The sequence below is a fragment of the Neobacillus sp. DZ-9 genome, assembly GCF_059587065.1.
Window position 1 is genome coordinate 487,597 of the sequence record NZ_JCAIOL010000003.1, and the last position, 22,242, is coordinate 509,838.

Annotated in this window: 16 protein-coding genes; 1 reads left to right on the plus strand and 15 read right to left on the minus strand. The window is 39.0% G+C overall.

Translation table 11 applies throughout. The features are described from left to right. Nucleotides 1-102: 102 nt before the first annotated feature. A complete protein-coding gene (locus AC59HZ_RS10810; RefSeq protein ID WP_496545797.1) occupies nucleotides 103-777 on the minus strand; it encodes a DUF421 domain-containing protein in 675 nt (224 codons plus the stop codon). A gap of 277 nt (nucleotides 778-1,054) precedes the next feature. Between AC59HZ_RS10810 and AC59HZ_RS10815 the strand changes: the two genes are divergently transcribed. Then, nucleotides 1,055-2,356, plus strand: a complete 1,302-nt coding sequence (locus tag AC59HZ_RS10815; protein WP_496545798.1) for a M14 family zinc carboxypeptidase — start codon at nucleotides 1,055-1,057, stop codon at nucleotides 2,354-2,356. Between the two features lie 51 nt (nucleotides 2,357-2,407). Here AC59HZ_RS10815 and AC59HZ_RS10820 read toward each other — a convergent pair whose 3' ends face one another. The 14 genes from AC59HZ_RS10820 to AC59HZ_RS10885 all read right to left on the minus strand — a co-directional run bounded on the left by AC59HZ_RS10820 (nucleotide 2,408) and on the right by AC59HZ_RS10885 (nucleotide 22,107). Beyond that, entirely contained in the window at nucleotides 2,408-3,220 is an 813-nt protein-coding gene (locus AC59HZ_RS10820; RefSeq protein ID WP_496545799.1) for a GNAT family N-acetyltransferase, read from the minus strand. 71 nt (nucleotides 3,221-3,291) lie between these two features. Beyond that, nucleotides 3,292-4,425, minus strand: a complete 1,134-nt coding sequence (locus tag AC59HZ_RS10825) for a M20 peptidase aminoacylase family protein (RefSeq protein ID WP_496545800.1) — start codon at nucleotides 4,423-4,425, stop codon at nucleotides 3,292-3,294. Between the two features lie 22 nt (nucleotides 4,426-4,447). Further along, nucleotides 4,448-5,566: a mandelate racemase/muconate lactonizing enzyme family protein gene (locus AC59HZ_RS10830; protein WP_496545801.1), complete on the minus strand. Its 1,119-nt coding sequence runs from the start codon at nucleotides 5,564-5,566 to the stop codon at nucleotides 4,448-4,450. A 96-nt stretch (nucleotides 5,567-5,662) separates the two neighbouring features. Further along, nucleotides 5,663-6,994: a hypothetical protein gene (locus AC59HZ_RS10835; RefSeq protein WP_496545802.1), complete on the minus strand. Its 1,332-nt coding sequence runs from the start codon at nucleotides 6,992-6,994 to the stop codon at nucleotides 5,663-5,665. A gap of 150 nt (nucleotides 6,995-7,144) precedes the next feature. Then, entirely contained in the window at nucleotides 7,145-9,175 is a 2,031-nt protein-coding gene (locus AC59HZ_RS10840) for an alkyl/aryl-sulfatase (RefSeq protein ID WP_496545803.1), read from the minus strand. A gap of 332 nt (nucleotides 9,176-9,507) precedes the next feature. Next, the gene (gene fdhD, locus AC59HZ_RS10845) at nucleotides 9,508-10,314 is read right to left on the minus strand and encodes a formate dehydrogenase accessory sulfurtransferase FdhD (RefSeq protein ID WP_496545804.1); all 807 of its coding nucleotides are present in this window, start codon (nucleotides 10,312-10,314) and stop codon (nucleotides 9,508-9,510) included. 24 nt (nucleotides 10,315-10,338) lie between these two features. Then, entirely contained in the window at nucleotides 10,339-12,696 is a 2,358-nt protein-coding gene (locus AC59HZ_RS10850) for an FdhF/YdeP family oxidoreductase (RefSeq protein ID WP_496545805.1), read from the minus strand. Between the two features lie 372 nt (nucleotides 12,697-13,068). Then, a complete protein-coding gene (locus AC59HZ_RS10855; protein WP_496545806.1) occupies nucleotides 13,069-14,028 on the minus strand; it encodes an aldolase catalytic domain-containing protein in 960 nt (319 codons plus the stop codon). Between the two features lie 153 nt (nucleotides 14,029-14,181). Next, entirely contained in the window at nucleotides 14,182-15,630 is a 1,449-nt protein-coding gene (glgA, locus tag AC59HZ_RS10860; RefSeq protein WP_496545807.1) for a glycogen synthase GlgA, read from the minus strand. Between the two features lie 7 nt (nucleotides 15,631-15,637). Further along, on the minus strand, nucleotides 15,638-16,642 hold the full coding sequence (locus tag AC59HZ_RS10865) for a GlgC family sugar phosphate nucleotidyltransferase (protein WP_496545808.1): 1,005 nt from the start codon (nucleotides 16,640-16,642) through the stop codon (nucleotides 15,638-15,640). Nucleotides 16,643-16,687: 45 nt separating this feature from the next. Next, nucleotides 16,688-17,818, minus strand: a complete 1,131-nt coding sequence (locus AC59HZ_RS10870) for a glucose-1-phosphate adenylyltransferase (protein WP_496545809.1) — start codon at nucleotides 17,816-17,818, stop codon at nucleotides 16,688-16,690. Further along, the gene (glgB, locus tag AC59HZ_RS10875; RefSeq protein WP_496545810.1) at nucleotides 17,766-19,700 is read right to left on the minus strand and encodes a 1,4-alpha-glucan branching enzyme; all 1,935 of its coding nucleotides are present in this window, start codon (nucleotides 19,698-19,700) and stop codon (nucleotides 17,766-17,768) included. Before glgB ends, AC59HZ_RS10870 begins: the two co-directional genes overlap by 53 nt. Nucleotides 19,701-19,812: 112 nt before the next feature. Next, nucleotides 19,813-20,736 carry an AEC family transporter gene (locus tag AC59HZ_RS10880; RefSeq protein WP_496545811.1) on the minus strand — a complete coding sequence of 308 codons (924 nt, stop codon included), beginning with the start codon at nucleotides 20,734-20,736 and terminating at the stop codon, nucleotides 19,813-19,815. Between the two features lie 78 nt (nucleotides 20,737-20,814). After that, nucleotides 20,815-22,107, minus strand: coding sequence for a CitMHS family transporter (locus AC59HZ_RS10885; protein WP_496545812.1), 1,293 nt, complete (start codon nucleotides 22,105-22,107; stop codon nucleotides 20,815-20,817). Between the last annotated feature and the right edge of the window lie 135 nt (nucleotides 22,108-22,242).

Here is a 22,242-nt window from a genome sequence, read left to right on the forward strand (position 1 = left end):
TAAATTCAATGATATTTATGTATACATAAATGATATTTATATATACATTAAAAATAGAGGCCATTAGATAGATTGACCTCTTCCTTCATTCCTTTTTTAAATTTATATTGGCTGGACAAAAAGACCGTCGTCCTGCAGCCATTCGGCTATAAATATGTCTTTGTAATCCGTTATATTTTGCTTTTTCAATTGTGATTCCAGCCAGAATTCATCAAAGCCTAATTCCATGATTTCATCCCATAAAACCTCACCGTCTCGAATGATGGTGACGGGAACAAATACTGCTTGTGAAGGCAAATTAAAATCTTCTTGAGTAGTTTTTTGATATTTTGTCTTTTTTAGAATACTTAAAGATCCGTTTACCTCTAAATAACAATAGGCCACTTCCCTAATAGAAAAGGTTTCACTTTGTCTGAGCAGGCTTTGCAGCTGATTAATATTCATCCTATTTTTCCTTAATTCTTCACGATCGATAATTCCATTTTTTATTAGGGCAGAGGGCTTCCCTTCTACTGCACCCCTAAATGATAGTGACTTCTGACTGAGATACTCAACAATAAAAAGCAATCCTCCCCAAATTGCCATGGAATAAACAATATAGAACACTCCTATTTTATGATCATATAATGCATTTCCAAGTAGTTCTCCCAATACAATCGCAGAGATAAAGGTAAAAGGGGTAATTTGACTAATAATTTTTTTTCCAACAATCTTTACTATTATGAACAGGGAAAAAAATCCAATGATAAGTTCTATTGTCAGGTACATGATTTTCATAAAAATAACAAACTCCATTCTCTTCCTTGTTGAACATGGTTATTTAAATTTATTTTTCTCAATTATTTAGAAATCAATTAGTAGTAAAGATAAGGTAGAAATAAAGCACTATTACTTTAATAGCTAACTAGGTATATAGGATGTACAGCCTAATAGGAAAATCATAACCACTTAGTAATATATTCTCAATTATCACAATTTTCCAAATGAACTATTTGTTCAACACTTAAATTATGCTAATATTTTGTGTAATTATTTCCAATTGGAGGAACTAGAAATGAAAAAGAAAAAAGCACTCGGATACATACTATCTAGCGGGATGTTGGCCGCGACCATTGGATTCGGCTCTACTGCCGTTTTTGCAGAACCTATTACTACCCCAAATGGACCATGGGTACAGGATCCACAGAATCTTTCCTTTGAAAGTTTAATGTCAAATGAACAATTAGAAGCAAAATTGAAACAAATTCAACAATCATCAAATGGGAAAATGAAATTAGAGCAAATCGGAACATCCAATGATGGCAATCCGCTTTATGTAGCAAAACTTGGGGATAACTCTCCGAACAAGAAGCGTGTTCTAATTTATACGCAAATACATGGTAATGAACCGCTAGGTACAGAAGCAGCAGTCGAATTAATCCAAAAACTATCCGCAGGGGGAAAAGAATCTCAACAAATTTTGGACAAGGTGAACGTTTGGTTTGTCCCTCGGATCAATCCAGATGGAACTGCCAATCAGTTTGAAGGAAAGCCATTCCCAGTACGATATTCCCATCAAACATGGAATCCAGCTGCACTAGGTCTTCCTGCCGATACAAAAGCTCCTTGGTATTACAATGCTGAAGGAAGTGAACGCGGCCAAAATAATGATGGAAAAGTTGTTTATGGAATCCCTGGTTTTGACTTGAATCGTGATTTCCATCCGAATTACGATTTAGATATAAATAAAGAAATCAAAAAAGATCCACAAAAAGTTGCTGATATTCTAAACGACTCAAAATCTAACAACGGTTCACAGGCATCATTAGTCTTCTCGCCTGAAACACGTGCATTAACAAAATTAGTAAAAGAATTTAATCCGGATGTGGCCATTGACCTGCATCATCGTGGATTCAACCAATTATCAGAAGAAGACAAACGATCTGTTTCCATCCAGCTGCTGGCCCTGTTTACAACAAAACCGTACGTAGATCCATTCAGCGGTAAAACGTATGCGGTTGATCCAAAGGTTGAAACTTTCAGCAAAAAAATAAATGCAGTCGCCTATGAATCCTTGCAGCGTGGGAATTCTTCTTTTGGAGCGATTCAAAAATACCCTCAGGTGAACTATCCAGGTTCTGGATTGGGCGCCATTCAATTAAATGGAACAGCCACCATGCTGATTGAAATTAAGGGACAAACTCAGACATTAGGTCAAAAGCAAAACGGGATGTTAAAAGAAACGGCTAAGGTTCCTGTGATGGCTGTACTTAACAGTTTAGCAGATGGTTCCATTGAAAATGCGGATCCAGCCGTATATGATGCAATACCTGACTATGCTTTGCCAGTTAGTCCTGGGGGAAATCACGATTTTTAAACTGAATAAAGGGATGAGCCTCGGGCCCATCCCTTTTATTTTTATAAATTTCTATGATTTCAAAACATAAAGATATAATGCCGGGTTCGATTGGCTCTTCACTAAATCGATTGCCGTCCAGCCATTTTGAAAATAGTGTGTAAATATTTCCCTGGTGCTCATTCGCCACGATAAGGCAAGCTCAGGACTATATTTCTTAAGATTTTGCATATCACTTGGTACTGGTACAAAAAGAAAACCCGATTCCGAATTTCTCATTAAATCCGATTCTAAGGGAACAAGGTACCCGTTGGAATCATTCACTACTTTAATTAATAAGGAATCGTTATCGATATCATACTGGTTCGATTTTTCAAGCGCTTCTTCATTAATCCACCATTCCACTGTAAAACGATCTGACGGCATGCCTTCATTTAGTTCATCCTGCATTTCTCCATAGCAGTTTTCAACATAGGTATTACAACGTGCTCCAAGCTTGTGCAGATTCAAATATCCATTGACCGTTTCCAATGGGTCGTATGTCCAGGTAATTAAATCATATGCCTTTTTCAACGCTTCTTCTTTTTGCTGGCGTTTCAGTTGTTCACCAATCCCTAATTTCCGATACTCGGGATGGATGCCTAAAATATGTGAACATAAATACGTCTTTTCGCCGTTAAATCCCGGAAAGCTGTATTGAAACCCAATGAGCTCCTCATTGAAATAGGCACCGAGCATGATTCCCCCATTTTTAATCGCTGTGAGGGTTTGGTGGATTGGAGTGGATTCATACTCACTCCAAATGATTGACTCTAACCTTCTCACATTTTCGAGGCCTGCGATTGATTCGATGGCACGAAAACTGATATTTTTTGTATTCCTCATCCATTTTACTTCCTTTTCCTAATAGAATTTTAGAATAATTATGCTATTTAATATTTTGTCCCACTTACTGATTAGCTTAGTTCAAAAGTTGCCAGTACGGTTCGAGTAAGAATTTCAATTCCATCTAACAATGATTCCCGGTGAAACTTCATATTTGGATGATGCAAGCCAGGCTCTAAATCACAGCCTAAACCCAGCATGGCAGCCTTCAGATGCGGGCGCTCCTTTGTATAAAAATGAAAGTCCTCCGCACCTGGAGTTACCACCGGCGGTTTGACCTGCTCCTTACCCAATGCTTTCTCAATTGCTTGACCCATAATCTGTTGGGCCTCTTTATTTAAAACCGCTGAGTATACCTTTTCTTTATGGTCAAAATCAATTTTCACTTCATATAGTGCTGAAACTCGCTCTAAAATATGATCAACCTTTTTTACCAACTCATTCATCGTTTCATTGGTTTGGGCCCTCAAATCTAAATGGAATTGGGCAGATCCAGGTATGATATTACTGTTTTCACCGCCAGCGCTAACCTGTGTCATTTTAACAGAGTAAGAGTCATATGGATTCAATCGAATTCCTTTTAATTGCTCAATAATCGTTCCAACCACTTCAATCGCATTCACCCCTAAATCAGGCCGCGCTCCATGGGTATCGAAACCTATGATTCTAGCAAAAACTGTTTCTGCTGCCCCGTGAATGATCCCGGGTGATGCCGTCCCCTTCGAAAGCTCATGAATCGGACGTAAATGGACGCCATATAAAAAATCAATGTCTTCCACAACCTGTTTTTCAATCATTTTTAAAGCACCATTGCCAGTCTCTTCTGCAGGCTGAAAAATTAATTTAAGACGCCCCGGCAAATGTACCTGCATTTCTTTTAATAAAAGCAGCATCCCTAAAACCATGGTCATATGGGCATCATGACCGCAGGAATGATTGGCTTTAAACGTCCCATTAACCTCCTGCCACAACGAATCCATATCAGCACGTATTCCAACGATCAAGGAATCCTCTGTACCATTCCCCCATTCACCGATAACACCAGTATGGTCTGGAAAAGTCCTGATAAGACATCCGTTTTTTTGCAAAAAATCTGCGATGAATTCGGTAGTTTTTACCTCCTTCCAACTTAGCTCCGGATGCTCGTGTAAATGGTCAAATAACTCAAAAATAATAGGCCTAATTTTTTCTATTGCATTTTTCATACTCAATCCCTCATAACTCTGTTTAGTCTAGAAGCTGTACAGTCTCTTGTTTTACCGTTAACTCTTGGAGCGCATCCTCCTGCACGTCAACCCCTAATCCTGGCTTTCCGCTTAAATGAACGAAAGGAATTCGATATTCCAAATTGCCTATTTCCTTACTAAATAATAATGGCCCAGTCAATTCTGTACTTGTGATGTTTTTTCTAGCCATAGCAGTATGATAGCCAGCTGCCGACCCGATGGAGGACTCGACCATTGATCCAACTTGGCAGGAGATTCCTGCGTATTCTGCTGTTTTGGCCATATGAATCGCTGGATAGATACCGCCGGATTTCATTAATTTAATGTTGATTTTATCGGCTGCATTTTTCTTGATTATTTCATGAAGATGGGAGCCATTATGAACACTTTCATCCGCCATAATCGGGATAACCGTTTTCTTTCTAAGCTCCGCGAGCCCATCGATGTCTCCCATTTTGATTGGCTGCTCGAGCCAGGAGATTCGTAGTGGTTCAAGTATTGGAAGGGCCTGAGTTGCTGTTGAATAATCCTTCCAGCCTTGATTGACATCTACTCGGATTGGCACCTCAAATCCTACCGCATTTCGAACAGATTTCACTCGTTCTAAATCCATATTTAGATCAAAACCAACTTTTAGTTTTAAGGAGCTATAGCCTTGAGCAACCGCCTGTTTCGCTTTCTCGGCCATAATTTCAGGCTCCTCGATACTTAACACTTTTGCAAAAGTGAGCTCGTCATGAAATTTCCCGCCGATTAATTCGTAGATGGGCTTGTCCGTATATTTTCCCATTAAATCATAACAAGCTATATCAATCGCAGCTTTTGCCGCGGGATTAGCGTGAATGCGGCTATCCATGATGTGATGGATTCTTTCAATTGCAAATGGGCTCTCTCCCATTATGGCAGGAATTAAGTGATGCTTTAAAACTTCAATTGTGCTAAAGAAGGTTTCCCCTGTTACATGCTCATCAGGAACGGCTTCCCCATATCCCACTAATCCATTATCTGTTTCCAGCTTCACAATAACGGAAGGCATGTAATCATATGTCTCATAGGAAATAATAAATGGTGTTTTTAACGGCAAATGGATGCCAACGATGTCTGCTTTAATAATTTTCAAGTTAATCTCCCTTTCCTTTTAACGACATTGTCGTTTAACTGTCGTTAATTAGTTATTTATTATACTATGCTGTAAATTCATAAAAATCAATCATTTTTATGAATTTAGCATAATTTTTAGTTTCTCCGTGATATTATAAAGGGCACGTGGACGTCCTTGATCATATGGTTGCTCTTCGCCCGTAATGTGTAAATATTTTTGTTCAAGAAATCTTTTTATTATCCGTTCAGCAGAGCGCCTGCTTACGACAAAATAATCGGCCAATTCCTGTGCGGAAAAAGAACGAAATTGATTGATTCTCAGAAAATCAAAAAACCTAAGCAAATTCTTCGCCGTCATTTTAAGTTGTTCAGCTAATAATTGAATTTCCTGATCTTCGTTTTTTAACGTATATTGTTTTTCATTCTCAAACAGTGGTCCAATTAATTTTTTATCTTCATCCAATAGAAAAACAGTTGTCTTTTCCGAAGAATGTTTTTCAGTAAAATACAATGCTTGATTTGCATGGTTTTCCGCATCATTCATTGTATAACCGTACCCAATTCCGATTTGTAAGGAGAATTTAATTTTCCCATCAAGCTCGAGGATTGTTTGCAGTCGTTCTTTCTGAACTGCCTCCAATGATCCCCGATTGGTATATATAAGAAATGGTTGATAATGATCCATTGATACCCTGGCATTCAATTGTCTTGCCATCTCATTTAAATTCTGGAGCATTTGGAGTCGAAATACTTGTTCATCCTGATTAGTCGGAAAATTGTTTACTTTTATAGAGATGACGGCAATTTGAGAATCTTTTGTTTTCTTTAACTTTGTCAACGTTATGGACTTTTCCAAAGCTTCTTTTATGGATTGTTTAGGCTGAACCATATAAATCGATGGAATCTCAAATTTCTGAAGTTCTTCATATACGGCATGAATACTAGTTAACGCAAATTGTGCTTTTTTCTCTTTATAAAGGTCAGCGTGAAATTGTACAAATTGCGAAAAATCAAAGGATGACCTCTCTTCTTCAAAGTTAAAAATCCATGGATAATCTTTTATAAAATTAGGTCCATTTGAAATCTGTATTTCTTTTAATACATTTTCAATGAAATCCTGCCTCGGCAAATCAATTGAAATCTTATCCAGCGGTATCTTTTCATGATAAAAAATGGAAAATAATGATAAAGAAACAACAAACTCGTTAAAAGGAACATAAGTTGCCATTAGGTTATACTCGTTTATTTTTCTTTGACCAAAATAAAAGGCGATGGCTCCTGAAAAAAGTAAGAGATCAACCTCTTTTCCGGCTTTATCAATCAAATGGTCAATTTCCCAAGGAGATTCATAGGTATAGTCGACAAACGATACTTCTGGAAATAATGGGTAATATTCAGAAATGGCTTCAATAAATAAGTTTGATCCTAAAACACCAATAACGAACATTTTTACAACTCCTGATAACTTGCACTATCTAAAATGCCTTAATATTCTACATAACTGTTTTTATTTTTATAGTAAACCATGTTAAATTAAAAGGCTACCCATTTTAAAGGAAGCCCTTAACTAAATATTTCAATTCCTTTTTTATTCCTGTTAAGGTGTTACGATGTTTGGCTCAGGATCAAAGGTGTCCATAAGAGACAGTAATTCAATTAACTTACCTTTGTCTCCGTTAACGGCAAGTTTTCCTCCGGCAATTGCTTGGTTAACTGTTACGGCACCTGAACCTATTCCGAACAGAGTTGCTTTATCTAACGTTAAGGAGGCATCTGGTTGCACTGAAACTTGTCCTTTTTCATAATGTAATACTGAGTTTTCTAAGATCAGCACAAACTTTTCCTTCGTATCAATCATATACAAGGTTAATGTAATTTTTTTCTTATCTGCTTTCATTCCATTCAGTTTAACAGCTAGAAAGTCTAAGTAGTCATTTACAGGCATATTTGCCAATACGGCGGATGTATTCAATCTAAAGCTCGCATAAAACTTATTATCAATACCATTTCTTAATTCGTGAGCACCAACGAGGTACGAGTTACGCCAGCTCGCTGATTCAGCCTGATAACCAAGTTGCTCATAAGCATCCGCCAAAAGATTTTTTGCTTCTTTATTTGAAGGATTTGCCATGACCACATTTTTCAACACTTGTGCGACCCAGCGATATTGCCCCTGTTTGAAGTCTTCTTTTGCACGATTTAGCACCTTCTTTTCTCCACCCATGTACTCTACATATCTTTTACCTGAAACTTCTTGTGGAAGTGGATCTAAATCAGAAGGGTTACCGCTGTAATAACCTAGGTAGAAGTTGTATATAGCTTTTACATTGTGTTTGATGGTTCCATAATAGCCCCTATTGGCCCAGAATTTACCCAAGCTATCTGGAAGTGTAACCATTTCTGCAATTTCATCCATTGTGTAACCTTCATTTGCTAAACGGATCGTTTGGTCATGTAAATACTTATACAGGTCACGCTGTTTTACCAACAATTCATTTATTCTGTCTTTACCCCAAGTGGGAAAGAAATGAGAAGTAATTAAAACTTCTGCATCCGTTGTTTGGACGAATTTCTCTACACGATCAATAGCATCAGACCATGCTGCAGCATCACGAGTTTTTGCACCACGCAGCGTATAAATATTATGAAGTGAATGATTTACATTCTCTGCTACCCACATTGTCTTATAATTTTCTAAATAAGCATTCATTTCTGCTGGAGCTTCTGTATTTTGAGCCATCAAAAATGAGAAGGTTACACCATCAATCACCTGTTTTTCACCATCTTGTTTGATGACAACAGTAGGTTTTAAAATACCACTTGACCCACTTGATGCACCTGCTGGAATTGCGGGACCAATCCCTTGCGATACTGATCCAGTAGCACCTATAGGAATTCCTTGAGCAAACTGATATTGTGCACGCCTTACCATGATGTTTCCTAATAGAACATTTTCACTAATGGCCTCATCCATGAATCCATCAGGAGCCACCACTGGAATAGTTGGTTGTTCTGCATATTGCATTACCCCTTGCATTCCACCAAAATGGTCTAAATGACTATGACTGACTACGATACCGGTGACCGGTTTTTTACCTCTTACTTTAAAATACAACTCTAATGCTGTTTTGGCATTTTCTTTAGTAGACAGTGTATCACAAATGACGATACCCTCTTTTCCTTCTATAATAGTCATGACCGCTATATCCAAACCTCTAATTTGATAAACCCCATCTTTCACCTTAAATATCCCGCCAATATTTTGTAATTGGGCTGAACGCCACAAACTAGGGTTAACGGAAGATGGCGCGGCAGGAGTATTAACAATTGCTGCAAGTTTAGAAAAGTTTATAGGTAAATCACCACTATCAGTTTTCAATACTGGCTCTAATGGAGCAAGGAATCCTCGATTTGCATCCTCAAAATCCTGCCTATCTGCAAAATTTAATTGACTAATAACGTTTGCATTTACCTTTTTGGTTATTACTGTTGCACCTTTAGGTTTAACAGGTTTATGCTGCATGGAAGCATATGTACTACTGGCAAAATCACCAGTTAACCATAAAGCAATTACATATGGGACTGCTTTCGAACTCTTTTTAATAAAATTCTTGTGGTTTAACGTCATAACAGCTACCTCCACGTTTATTTGTTATGATTTTACTCTCATTTTCTTTTATCCTTTATTTTAAATATTTTTTACAATCCAATAGTGCTCAAACAGCAAAAAAAGTGTCCATTCATTGGACACTTTTTGGGGGTTGCATATTTATCCTTATAAGATATCTCGGACATTTCCTAAATTATGAATCGAATTCAACACTGTTGATTGGGACAACTTGTCCCTTTTCAAGCTTTAATTAACAAATTTCTCCGCCTACCACTGTTAGATCTTTTTCATTTCCACCGCCAAACGGGTCAAAACCAGTAACTAGTATCTTTTTCATTGCAATTTCCCTCTCAATTAGTCTGAGTTACTACTTTTTGGATACGTTCTTGATGGGTGTACACATTAAATCCGTTTCCTCGAATAAAGCCAACAGCGGTAATTCCAAGTTCATCCGCCAGACTTAAGGCAAGATTCGTTGGGGCGGATTTCGATAGGATTATGCTCACTCCAATTTTAGCTGCTTTTAGCAAAACCTCCGATGAGATTCGGCCGCTAAAGGCTATAATCTTATCCTTCAGTGGAATTTTATGGATAATGCAATAGCCAAAAAGTTTATCCAAGGCATTATGCCGTCCAATATCGGTTCTTGAAATGACGATTCCGTCCCTTGTGCATAAAGCGGCATTATGCACGCCCCCTGTTTGCTGAAAATGTAGAGAGCTTTCCTGAAGCTTCTCCATTAATTTGCGGCATTGATGAGGTGTAATCGTCAAATTTGATCTGATGGTTTTTGCCGTTTTGACATCATTATGAAAGTAAAACTGACGCCCTTTACCACAACAGGATCCAATAAATCGCTTCGAATGAAAATCTTTTTGTATTGAATACTGGTTTATTAGATCTACATAAGCGAATCCCTTATCCTCATCGATGTGCAGAGATTTGATATCTTGATAGCTCCGAATCACTCCTTCAGAAGCTAAAAACCCAACCACCAATTCCTGCAATTCAGAAGGGGTGCATACCATTGTGGCAAACTCGTCTCCATCTAATATGATCGTTAAGGCTGATTCGATAGCGATGTCATCCTCAGCCTCAACAAATCGCTGTCCATTATACCTGACAATGTTTTGCAGGGTAGTGATTTCATTTATCACAGCGCTTTCTCCTTTCTATTAGAATTAACCTACTTCTGTTTCCAGGTCGGGAATTGGATTTTCAAGGTAATCTGTATCTTTTCTAGCATTATATCTCTCTGCTTTTTCAACATAAACCGTGATATTGTAATCCGGAATTCCGGCAAATTTCTCATACCGGCCGCGCGGGAGCAAGAAGTTTCCTTCCGGGAAGTGAACCTCAATATTCCCTGGTGCAATTTCAACAAATTTTGCTTTGCCCTGGAATACGCCAAAACCGTTATATACAACAATTCCTTCACCTTCCGCGATGCTCAGCTTTTTGGCATCAGAAGCATTCATGAGAACGTCATACCGGCCAGCACCGTTTAACGGATCCACTTCGTTATAAACCATTGAATTAAACTGCTTGCCGCGGCGGGAAGTGACGATAAATTGTTCAGGTTTTTTATTTAAATCTGGAATTACAACTGGAATCAATGTTCCCTTTCCATCAGAGGTCGGACAAATCCCGTCCTCACATAACCATGCGCCGCCCCACTGGAAGGAGTCTCCCTGTTTTTTCAAGTGTTGGATGCCTTCATAATCAGGATTTGCTTTCCCGATTTCCTCCCGGACGGCATACCCATTGGCAAAATTAATCAAATGGGCCGATTCGGGTTTGACACGCTTGGCAAGATCAATATAAATTTTCCATTCTGCTCTTGCTTCTTCGATTCTATTTTTATTGCCGGGAATCTCAGGCGAGAAATATACCATCCGTTCCGTCGATGTACTGGTGCCGCCATCCTCCTGCTCGTATCGTGTTTTTGCCGGCAATACGATAACCGCCTCTTTAGCATCAACCAAGGTTGAGGTGTTTAAAATAATGTCCTGGTGAACACGTACCTCCAATTCAGATAATGCTTTTTCAATAAAATCAGGGTCCGGCATCGTTTCTAAAAAATTCCCACCGGATAAGTAATACAGCTTGATTTTTCGCTCGTGATCATCCGGGAGCACGATGTTTTCCAGTGTTACCCCTACGATATCTCCCTGCCACTTTGGAAGTTCAAATCCCCAAAGCTTTTCGATTCTTTCTGCGTTAGTCGAATCCCAGCCGCCGCCAGGTAATACGAATGGGTCTGCACCCATCTCTCCGCTTCCTTGTACACTAGAGTGACCCCGGAACGGCATCAGACCGGAAAGCTTTCTTCCAAGATGTCCCCGAAGCAGAGCCAGGTTTGCCACTTGAGAGATATTGTCTGTTGCAAAGGAATGCATTGTAAGCCCAAGTGCCCATGCATACACGGCATTCTTGCTTTTGGCTAAAAGCTCTGCCAATCCTATAATTCGTTCCTTTGGAACACCTGAGGATTCAACGATGGAATCCCAGCTTTGTTCTTGAACCTTTTTCTTTAGCTGTTCATAGCCATGTACATGAGCCTCAATAAACTCATGATTAATCGCTGAGCCATATTGGTTCTCTTCCATTGAAAACCAATGTTTCATAATCCCATGCATGAAGGCGATATCACCGCCAATGTTGACTTGATAGAAATCATCCGCGATTTTTGTTCCAAACAATGCCGATTCCGGGTTTGAGGGAATCCAATATTGATCCATCGCTGGCTCCCGATACGGGTTTACGACAATGATTTTGGTTCCTTTTTTCTTGGCCTCAAGCATATATTTGGAGGATACAGGGGAGGAATTCGATGCAACACTTCCCCAAAATAACAAGACATCAGTGCCAATCCAATCTAAATAATTGCAGGTGGAAGCCCCTACTCCTATGGAACGCTTTAAAGCAGTTTTACTTGGTGCATGACATATCCGGGATGCATTATCGATATGATTGGTCCCGAGTAAACGGGCCATCTTCCCTGCCACATAATAGCTTTCATTTGTAATCCCGCGTGCCGTCAAATAAAAAGCATATTGTTTTGGGTTTAACTTTCGCATTTTCAGCGCAATCATTTCCATCGCTTGGTCCCATGTGAGACGCGAAAACTTTCGTTCCCCTTTTCTCCGAATTAACGGATAGGGGATACGTCCGAGCTTCCGAAGCTCAGTACTGTCAAATTTTCTTAATTCGTCAATGTCTGCATGAAGAATTTCCGGCTTAATCGCAGGCATCGTATTGAGCCTTAACACATTTAAGCGGGTTGTACAAACATGCGGCCCTGTTAATGTCTGGTCATATAAACCGGAAACGCCAAGCGCACAGCCATCACAAACCCCTTTGGTGATAATATTGGCTGCATAACCGAAATTATCTTTATTCTCCCAAACGACTTTCATAGTATCGCGAATATGTTTTGGTTTTAATTTACCCAACCCAAACGGAATGGGACTTACCCAGTGTTTTGGTGCCGGCACCATTGATTTTTTCTGCGGCCCCGGATGCAATGTTTTCCCCATGATCCGCTCCCCCTCTAATATTCTAAATTCCAATAAAAAACCACCAGGGAAAGAATTCATCGCATAAGAGGATGAAAGCTCCAAGGTGGTTAGCCTCTAACAGGTCGCTGCCAACTACCAACAAACTGTCATTCGGTAAAAGTTCTTAATTAATTTTATTCACGAAACTCCTATGCTTCCAGTTAAACATGAAAATGATAAAGTCTTCTAAAAATTCACAACTTGTTCACAATTGATGGTTTTTATAATACCATGGAAGCGGATACAATTCAAGACATAAACAAAACTCCCTCACTTGAACTGCTCCCTTCATTGTTAGAATGAGACCAACAATTCGAGGCAGTTCAAGATTGGCGAGTTTTCATTTTCGACCTATTTTAAAGTAGGAGCCAGAGCAACCTCCGGTGATGTTACCTTATCATAAAAATCAACAAATTTATCACGGTCTTCGCTATCGCGGTACGCCATTGCGACACGTGGATGCTCATTAAGTACACCAGAAATCATATAAGGAATGATGTAGCCCCACTCCCACTGTTGTCGCATTTCCAACATATGTTTCTCAATTATGCCAAGAACTGGCTTAAGCTCATAGCTTGGTTTTTGAATGTAGCTGACAAGAAGCTCTGTGTTACAGTTACCGGCAGCACGGCCCATGCCATAAACGGAAGAATCCAAAAATATAACGCCATTTCGAATTGCTGTCAAGGTATTGGCGAATGCAAGCTGCATGTTGTTATGGGTATGAATGCCAAGCTGTTTGTTAGGGATCAACTCTTTGAACTTTTTCACCTGGTGGTCAATATCAACAGGATCTAAGCTTCCGAAAGAATCCACGATATAAACAACATCTACAGGGCTCTCTTTCACCAATTGAAACGCTTTAATCAGCTGTTGTTCAGGTACACTTGATAAAGCCATGATATTTAAGGATGTTTCATAGCCCAAATCGTGAAACATTTGAACTAATTCTAAGCCTTTATCCACTTCACGGATATAACACGCCACTCGAATCATATCCAATACACTTTGTTCTCTCGGCAGAATGTCGTTTGGATCTACTCGTCCAATATCTACCAGTGCAGATAGCTTCGTAAACTTTTTCTCAGGAATAATTTCTTTTAGGAAATTATCGTCTAGAAATCTCCAAGGATTTGGCTCAGTTGCCTTAAGCAGCTTTGGAGAATTTTTGTAGCCGATCTCCATGTATTCAACACCAGCTTCACTAAGGCCATTATACAAATCTTGAACAAATTCGACACTGAAGTCCCAATTGTTAACCAAGCCTCCATCTCGAATGGTACAGTCTAATATTTTGGTGCGTTGTTCCATGATCGTTTTTCCCCCTGTTTCCATCAATTAAGATATCATTTTTTAACTTTCACGCTTTTATGTACTAAAATAACTTATGGTGTTTATACCATGTTTTGTTAAGAGAAGTCAATCTTTTTCCTAATATTAAGAAAAATAGCCAATTGAACAAAGTCAATTAGCTTGATTTCTTTCCGCAATGAGGTTCTCATAAATTTCATTGTATTTCTTAGCTGATTTCAGCCAGCTATAATCTTGACTCATCGCTTTTTTTACAAGACGGGGCCAAGTTTCCTTTTGATGATAAAAATAAATCGCTCTTCTAACTGTATGGAGCATATCATGGGCGTTAAAATTCTTAAAAGTGAATCCGTTCCCCCCATCTGTTTCTTCATTGTATGGTTGCACCGTATCATTCAAGCCGCCCGTTTCTCTAACAATGGGGATCGTCCCGTATTGGAGGGCAATAAGCTGTCCTAATCCGCAAGGCTCAAACTGTGAAGGCATTAAAAACAAATCAGCCCCTGCATATACTTGATGCGCCAACCCTTCATTAAAGCCTAAATAAATCTTTACCCTATCTGGATATTCTTGCTCCATTCGACTAAAGAAATTTTCATAATGATGGTCCCCAGATCCAAGAACGATGAGTTGTATATCCTCCTCCATCATGCTGTGAAAAACATGGTGCACCAAGTCTAACCCTTTTTGTGCGGTTAAGCGCGTTACCATCGCCATAACGGGTGTGCTTTCCTTTTCCGGCAATCCAAAAAATCGCTGCAATTCTTGCTTATTTTCAGCTTTACCCGTTAACGAATCAAAATCATAGGAAACAGCTATATCTCGATCTGTTTTTGGATTGTAAACAACGTCGTCAATACCATTTACGATGCCTATCAACTTTTCGCTATGCTTTCGTAAAAAGCCATCGAGCCGTTCCCCAAAATGCGGATATTGAATTTCCTCTTTATAAGTCGGGCTGACAGTTGTAACGACATCCGATGCAACGATTCCACCCTTCATAAAATTTAAATTTCCGTAAAACTCCAGCTGCTCGCTGTTAAAATATTGATGACTTAATCCTAACAAATCACTCATTACTTCATATGGGAATATCCCCTGAAATTGCAAATTATGAATCGTATAAACTGTCTTTATGTCTCTATAGAGTGGATTTAGACGATATTGGGCGTCCAATAAGAAATTCACCATCGCGGTGTGCCAGTCATGAGAATGAATCACATCAGGAGTAAAATCGAGATGCGGAATACACTCCAAAACCGCCTTCGAGAAAAAAGAAAATCGTTCCCCATCATCATAATGACCATATAGAGTATCACGATAAAAATAATATTCGTTATCAATTAAATAATAGGTAATATCTTCATGCTCATAGGAATAGATGCCACAGTATTGACTGCGCCAACCGAGCTTCACATAAATCGCCTTTTGAAATTGAAATGATTTTCTCAGTTTATCTGGAATTACACTGTAATTTGGCAGTATTACACGTACCTGTGCCCCTAACCTTTTTAACGCTTTGGGCAAAGCGCCCGCTACGTCGGCAAGTCCGCCTGTTTTCACAAACGGGACACACTCAGAAACTGCAAATAGCACTTTCACTTTATCCTCAACGCCCCTCTTGAACTGTACCTTTTCCTACTATATATGGTGACACTAAGGTGCCTGTCAAGCGTACACCATTCTCAATCTTGACATCTTTATCGATAATTACTCCATCCAATACACAATTTTCTGCTATTTGACACTTCTGCATGATGATGGAGTTACGAATCACAGCGCCCTTTCCAACTTTAACAGAACGGAAAAGGATGCTATTCTCCACGTCCCCTTCAATTACGCATCCATTTGCAATCATTGAATTCGCCACTTTTGCTGCCCTTTTATACCTTGTTGGCGGCTCGTCCTTTACCTTCGTGAAAATTGGCTCTTCCTTTGTAAAAACCTGCTTCCATACCACCGGCTGCATTAAATCGAGACTATTTTGATAGTAGCTCTGAAGGGAGTCAATGATTGCAATATAGCCAGTGCATTCATACAAATTTAATTTAAAATTATGACGTTTATCATGGACTACATCAAAAATACTGTAATATCCTTGGTTCTTGTATTTTTCAAAAAGAGAGAGCAATAAATCTTTGCTCAAAATATAGGTTTCCAGCGATTTCCCATTATAGAATACCTCCGTAATATCCGCTTCTGTTTCTTTATGAAGATCTAAAATTTTACAGAAATCAATAGTGCCAATTGTATAGCAATTTGTGATTACTACGTACTTTTGCTTACTGCGTAAGAAATAGGTTATATTTCTGGCAAAATGCGCAAATGAACCAAATCTTTCGTACCGGGATTTGCCATCTGGAGTGAACACAAACAAACCATCACGCTTTCTATCTAAGTCCCATTGCTTTCCAGTTCCTAAATGGTCCATTAGCGACCGTATCTCATGTCCGGTAAAAATAGCTACATTTGTAATCCCTGAATTCACCATATTCGATAACATAAAGTCGATTAAACGATATCGTCCTGCAAAGGGAAGAGATGCTAAGGTACGATGGGCAGTTAAATTCTGAAATGTTTCAAACTCATTTGTTGCATTGATAATGCCAAGCATGGAACACGGCAAAGTATCTTCCTACCTTTCCTAGTGGTTTTTTTGCTAATCTTCATCAGCAAACAAAATTACAGCACCATTGTTCTGTGAGGGGCGAATAACGGTATTATCTTCCACCACCATACCCGGTGCGACAATCGCTCGCTCGATCACTACATTTTTTCCGACACGGGCGTCCGGCATGATAACAGAGTCCTGAATCATACTTCCTTCCTCCACTGTAACGCCTTGGAACAAAACAGAATGCTTAATTGTCCCTTCTACAATGCAGCCTTCATTAATTAAGGATTCTTCAATTTGAGCGGTAGGGGCAATATATTGCGGCGGCTGATTTGGGTTGACAGAATAAATTCTCCAATTACGGTCATAAAGATCCAAGTCCGTATCCTCATTTAGTAAGTCCATATTGGCTTCCCACAGGCTGCCTACAGTACCAACATCCTTCCAATAGCCCTCAAATGGATAAGCCACGACCTTTTTCTTTTCTTCCAGTAATAAAGGAATAATATCCTTGCCGAAATCATTGGAGGATTCAGGATTTTTATCATCCATCTCTAAAAACGTTCTTAAGACCGGCCATTTAAAAATATAAATACCCATTGAAGCTAAATTACTTTTTGGCTCTTTCGGCTTTTCCTCAAATTCAATAATTTCTAAATCTTCATTTGTATTCATAATTCCGAAACGGCTGGCTTCCTCCCAGGGAACCTCAATAACTGAAATCGATACATCTGCTTCTTTTTCGATATGGTAATCAAGCATTTTGGAATAATTCATTTTATAAATATGGTCGCCTGAAAGGATTAGAACGTACTCTGGATTGTACTGTCTTAAATAATTCAAATTTTGGTAAATGGCGTTTGCGGTACCTTTATACCACCTGACCCCTGCCGTTTCCGAATAGGGAGGCAATACGGTAACACCCCCATTAATTCTATCTAAATCCCATGCGCTGCCGATCCCGATATAGGAATGCAAAACAAGCGGCAGATACTGGGTCAATACACCTACTGTATCAATTCCTGAGTTTGTACAGTTGCTTAACGGAAAATCGATGATTCTATACTTGCCGCCAAATGAAACGGCCGGCTTGGCCTTATCTCTTGTCAGCGCACTGAGACGGCTACCTTGGCCGCCTGCTAGTAACATGGCTACGCACTTTTTTTTCTGTACCATTGCTTATTTTCCCCTTTCTTGTTTTCACTGGTCGTAAAATGGAAATACCAAAAGGCGGGATGGTCATTTCCAGGTGGCATGGCTGATTATGAAACGGTTTTTCAATCGTTTTGATTTTCTTTTTATTTACCCTGCCAGAACCACCAAATAAAACCGCATCGCTATTTAAGATTTCATTGTAATAAAGGTAGGATGGAACCCCCACTTTATAGTTTTCATAAACAACCTCTGTAAAATTGCAAACCATGACAAGAATATTGTCTTCTATTTTCCCTTTTCTAATATATGAGAAAATACTTTGATCTTTATTATTTGGATCAATCCACTCAAAGCCTTCACGATCATGGTCGAGTTCCCACAATGGTTTTGAACGTTTATACAGGTTCATCAATTCTTTAAAATATTCATGCATGAAGCGGTGCATCTCGAAATTGTGTAATTCCCAATCTAAATCCTCTAAATCCTTCCATTCATCAAACTGGCCGAATTCTCCGCCCATAAACAACAGTTTTTTACCAGGGTGCGTCATCAAATACCCAAACAATAGACGAAGCTGGGCAAATTTTCGCCAATAATCACCCGGCATTTTATTTAAAAGGGATCTTTTTCCGTGAACCACCTCATCATGTGACAAAGGCAGGACGAAGTTTTCCGAAAAAGCATACATGAGGGAAAAGGTGACTTTATCATGTAAATCCTTACGATTTTGGGGCTCTGCTTCCATATATATTAAAATATCGTTCATCCACCCCATATTCCATTTATAGTTAAAGCCTAAGCCGCCTTCATAGGCAGGTGAGGTGACTAGAGGCCAATCTGTCGAATCCTCCGCCATCATCAAAATAGCAGGATCGGCGTTAAAGACACTCTCATTCAGCTTCCTAAGAAACGAAACCGCGAATTCATTTTTTTGATAAATCCCCCCGGCATTCCAATACAGCATATTAGCAACGGCATCGATCCGGAATCCGTCAACGTGGTAGTATTTCATCCAGAATAAGGCGTTCGAGATTAAGAAGCTCTGGACTTCAGGCTTTCCCAAATCAAAATTGGCTGTTCCCCATATTTCATTCTCGCGTACGTATGTATCTTCATATTCATATACAGGCTGCCCATCAAACAAATACAACCCATGGGCATCCCTTCCATAGTGTCCTGGCACCCAATCAAGTATAATTCCTATACCACTTTGATGGCATTGGTCGATAAAATACATTAAATCATGCGGTGTACCATAACGACTTGTCGGGGAATAATATCCGGTTCCTTGATAGCCCCAGGAACGATCATAAGGATGTTCAATTATGGGCATTATTTCAACATGTGTAAATTTATGCTCCAGTACATAAGGGATCAGATCCTCTGCCAGCTCTCGGTATGAATAAAACTCCCCATTATCCTTTTTCTTCCATGAACTTAAATGCACCTCGTAAATAGCAAGTGGTTCTTCATATACACTTTTCTTCCGTTTATTTTTAAACCACTTTTGATCGTTCCAATCATATCCTTCAATGTTGTAAACAATTGATGCTGTGTGCGGTCTTAGCTCAGAATAAAATGCATAGGGATCTGCCTTCAAGATTGTTTTTCCCTCAGATGTAATAATTTGATATTTGTATATCTCATGTTCCAGCAGACCTGGAATAAATAATGACCATATTCCTTCATCATTTAGTTTTGTCATACCATGCCAGATTCCATCCCAATTATTAAAATCCCCAACCACGTTGACACGGGCAGCATGGGGTGCCCAGACAGAAAAACGGGTACCCATTACACACTCTTTCGTTTCAAGGTGTGAGCCAAAAACTTTGTAGCTTTCATACAAACTCCCTTCGTGAAAAAGGTGGATATCATATTTTGTTGGATGTTTTAAGGTCACAATTCTCACCTCTTTGCTGCTGAATTTTCGATCTCCTTAATCAAATACTCTAATTTGTAGCATGTTAAAAGAAGTTGCCCATTATTCTGGGCAGCAAAGCAAAACCAAACTATTAAAATAAAATGGTTGATAAAAAAACAACAGTGGTTACTGTAATCATGCTAAGCAAGGTAGACAGTAAAACAACTTGAGCGGCATACTCTGGATGATTTCCATACTCTAAAGCAAATAAAGCGCTATTTCTTGATGTTGGGAAGGAGCTGGCAATAAACAACGCCTGTGCCGTTGTTCCATCCAACTTTAAAAGAAAAATAATCAGTAATGCGATGGCTGGTGAAAGAATGAGACGGCCAAATAAACTTAGAAACAGCGGCATGGATAAACGAGTAATTTTTAAATAGGCACTTTGTGCACCAAGCGTAACGAGCGCAACGGCCAGAAAAGCATTAGAAGTATTGCTAATTGGCGTCCATAGAAAGTCAGGTAATTTTATATGCAAGGTGTGGAAAATCAGTCCCAATAAAAAAGCATAAATAACTGGATTTTTAAGAAACTTCTTAATCGCTTTGAATCCACTTTGATCAACGGAAACCGAATTTAACAGCCCATAGGTGTAGGTGAGTAAGTTCTGAAAAATCATAACCACAATCTGTATTGACGCACCCAATGGATTATGCTGGAAAACAAGCTGGCTTACCGGCAGTCCAAAGTTTCCGGAATTGTTAAGTACCACGCTATTTTTAAAGGTCGATGACAGACCATTTTCAAATTTGGCCGCTTTTGAAATGACTGCAGTTATAATCATTAAACTGCTGCATTGTATCAATAAGAAGCTTAGTATATGGACAAGAGTTTTTCCGCCAACATTGGTTTGATAAATATTTACAAAACTAACACAAGGCATCAAAAAATAATTATTTAATTTAGACAAAGTGTTCATATCAAACTGACATTTTCGATGTAAAAATACTCCCGCTCCTATTAGCGTAAAGACTGGTAAAATGACATTTATTAATATAAGAAAAAATACTTCCATAAAAATCTCCTTCTATTCATTCCTTTAAAATTAATAAAGCCCAAAACCTCTTTAGGGTCTTGGACTATATTAACCTAGCTAAATCGGAATAATGGATAAAACAATAGCGACTAAAATCATGACCGCGGTTGATCCGCAGGCCCATTTTAGGAAAGAGCGTTGCAAATCTCCGAAATCTTTTCCTACCATTCCAACCAATAAATAAGTCGAAGGCACTAAAGGGCTTAATAGATGAACTGGTAAACCCATTAGTGATGCCCGTCCGATCATAGCTGGATCAATTCCATATCCGCTGGCCGCCTTGGCAAGTAAAGGAAGTACTCCGTAGTAAAAGGCATCGTTTGACATAAAAAATGTAAATGGTGCACTGATTATCGCGGTAATAAGAGCAAAATGAGAACCAAGGGCATCTGGGATATGAGAAATCATTGTTCCGGCCATCGCATCTACCATTTTTGTTCCTGAAAGAATCCCTGTAAAAATCCCTGCCGCAAAAACCATGGAAACAACAGATAATGCATTATCAGCATAGTGCATGATCCGTTCTTTTTGTTCTTTTATATTTGGATAATTGATTGTAATGGCAATGGCAAAGCCAATCATAAACAATACGGTTGATGGCAGTACCTCTTGAATAAGTGCAACTAACAATAGAATAGTAAGTAAATAGTTTACGATGATTAACTTTGGACGCTTTAAGTAGGCATCCGCCGTTGTAGCAGCAATTTCTGATACAGTGCTATAATCGATTTCTAGGACACCAATTCGTTTTCGCTCTTTTCGTCCAAGGGTGTAGGCCATAAACAATACAAAAAGTACGCCGCCTACCATACTTGGAATTACTGGAGTAAAAATATCGCCCATTTCAAGATGTAAAGCTGTCATTGCTCTTGCGGTTGGTCCGCCCCATGGAAGAAGGTTCATTACTCCTGATGATGATACTGCGATTCCAGCCAATACCAATGGTTTCATGCCGATTCGCTTATACAAAGGAAGCATGGCAGAAATGGTGATCATATAAGTAGTTGTTCCATCACCATCAAGGGAGATTAACAGCGCAAGGACGGCTGTTCCTATCGCAATTTTTACGGGATCCCCTTTTACTAGTTTCAAGATTGTCGAAATGATAGGGTCAAATACCCCGGCATCGATCATAATTCCGAAAAAGAGAATCGCAAACAGGATCATGATTCCTGTCGGCGCCACGCTTTTAATCCCTTCAAGCGCCATAGGCCCCATTTCTTTTCCGAATCCGCCGATTAAGGCAAATACAACCGGCACCACCATTAAGGCGATCATCGCTGAAAGACGTTTTGTCATAATTAATACCATAAATACAATAATCATTAAAAATCCTAAAGTTGCTAACATCGTCTTCACCCCTTTTGTTTGTAAATTAATAATAATCAAAATTTTCTAGAGTGAAAACGTTTGCAAAATAAAGTTATTATTGTAAATAAAGATGTATTTTGTACATTTTGTTCACGGGATTTAAATATAAAAAAT